Genomic DNA, 698 nt, shown 5'->3' with positions numbered 1-698 from the left:
GTTTGTAGCGCCGCTTGTCGTATCGGACAGGCGTGTCGCGCGATTTTCGACCTGGGATGCAGGGCGTTATTCCCCTGTCATTAATGGCTTCGCGGAACCAGTCCGCGTCGTAGCCGCGATCTCCCAGCAGCCAGTCTGCCGATGGCAGACTGTTCACCAGAGCCTTGGCACCCGTGTAATCGCTGACCTGGCCCGCGGATATGAAGAAGCGGATGGGGCGTCCGAGGCTGTCAGTAACGGCGTGCAGTTTCGTAGTCATGCCACCCTTGGTGCGCCCTATCAGCCTGCCGCGCCCCCCTTTTTCAACCGCAGGCTGGACGCCGTGCGGTGTGCTTTGAGGTAGGTTGCGTCAATCATGATAGTCTTATGATGGGTTCCTTCTGCGGCCAGCCCGGTCATGATGCGAGCGAACACACCCATATCGCTCCACCGCTTCCAGCGGTTGTACAGCGTCTTTGGCGGCCCATACTCACGGGGTGGACCACCGCAACCCATTGCGGTTGATGAAGATAATCCCACTTAGAACACGTCGATCATCAACTCTCGGCTTGCCATGGCTCTTCGGAAAGTAAGGCTGAAGACGCTCCATCTGTTCGTCAGTCAGCCAGAATAGATTGCTCATGAAATACCCCTGAAACTCAGGCGCTTGAATCACGCAGCCAAGTCGACCGCAACCAAATTAATGGGTCCAGAGCCTA

The 698-nt window shown here is 57.2% G+C and carries 1 pseudogene; it reads right to left on the bottom strand.

Features of this window, described 5'->3' with window-relative positions:
- Positions 1-622 (bottom strand): annotated as a pseudogene (locus J7380_RS20255) (IS5 family transposase); the annotation flags it as partial.
- Positions 623-698 lie beyond the last annotated feature (76 nt).

Source organism: Ruegeria sp. R8_1, from assembly GCF_017743815.1.
Classification (GTDB): domain Bacteria; phylum Pseudomonadota; class Alphaproteobacteria; order Rhodobacterales; family Rhodobacteraceae; genus Ruegeria; species Ruegeria lacuscaerulensis_A.
This window is presented reverse-complemented; position numbering and strand designations above follow the sequence as displayed.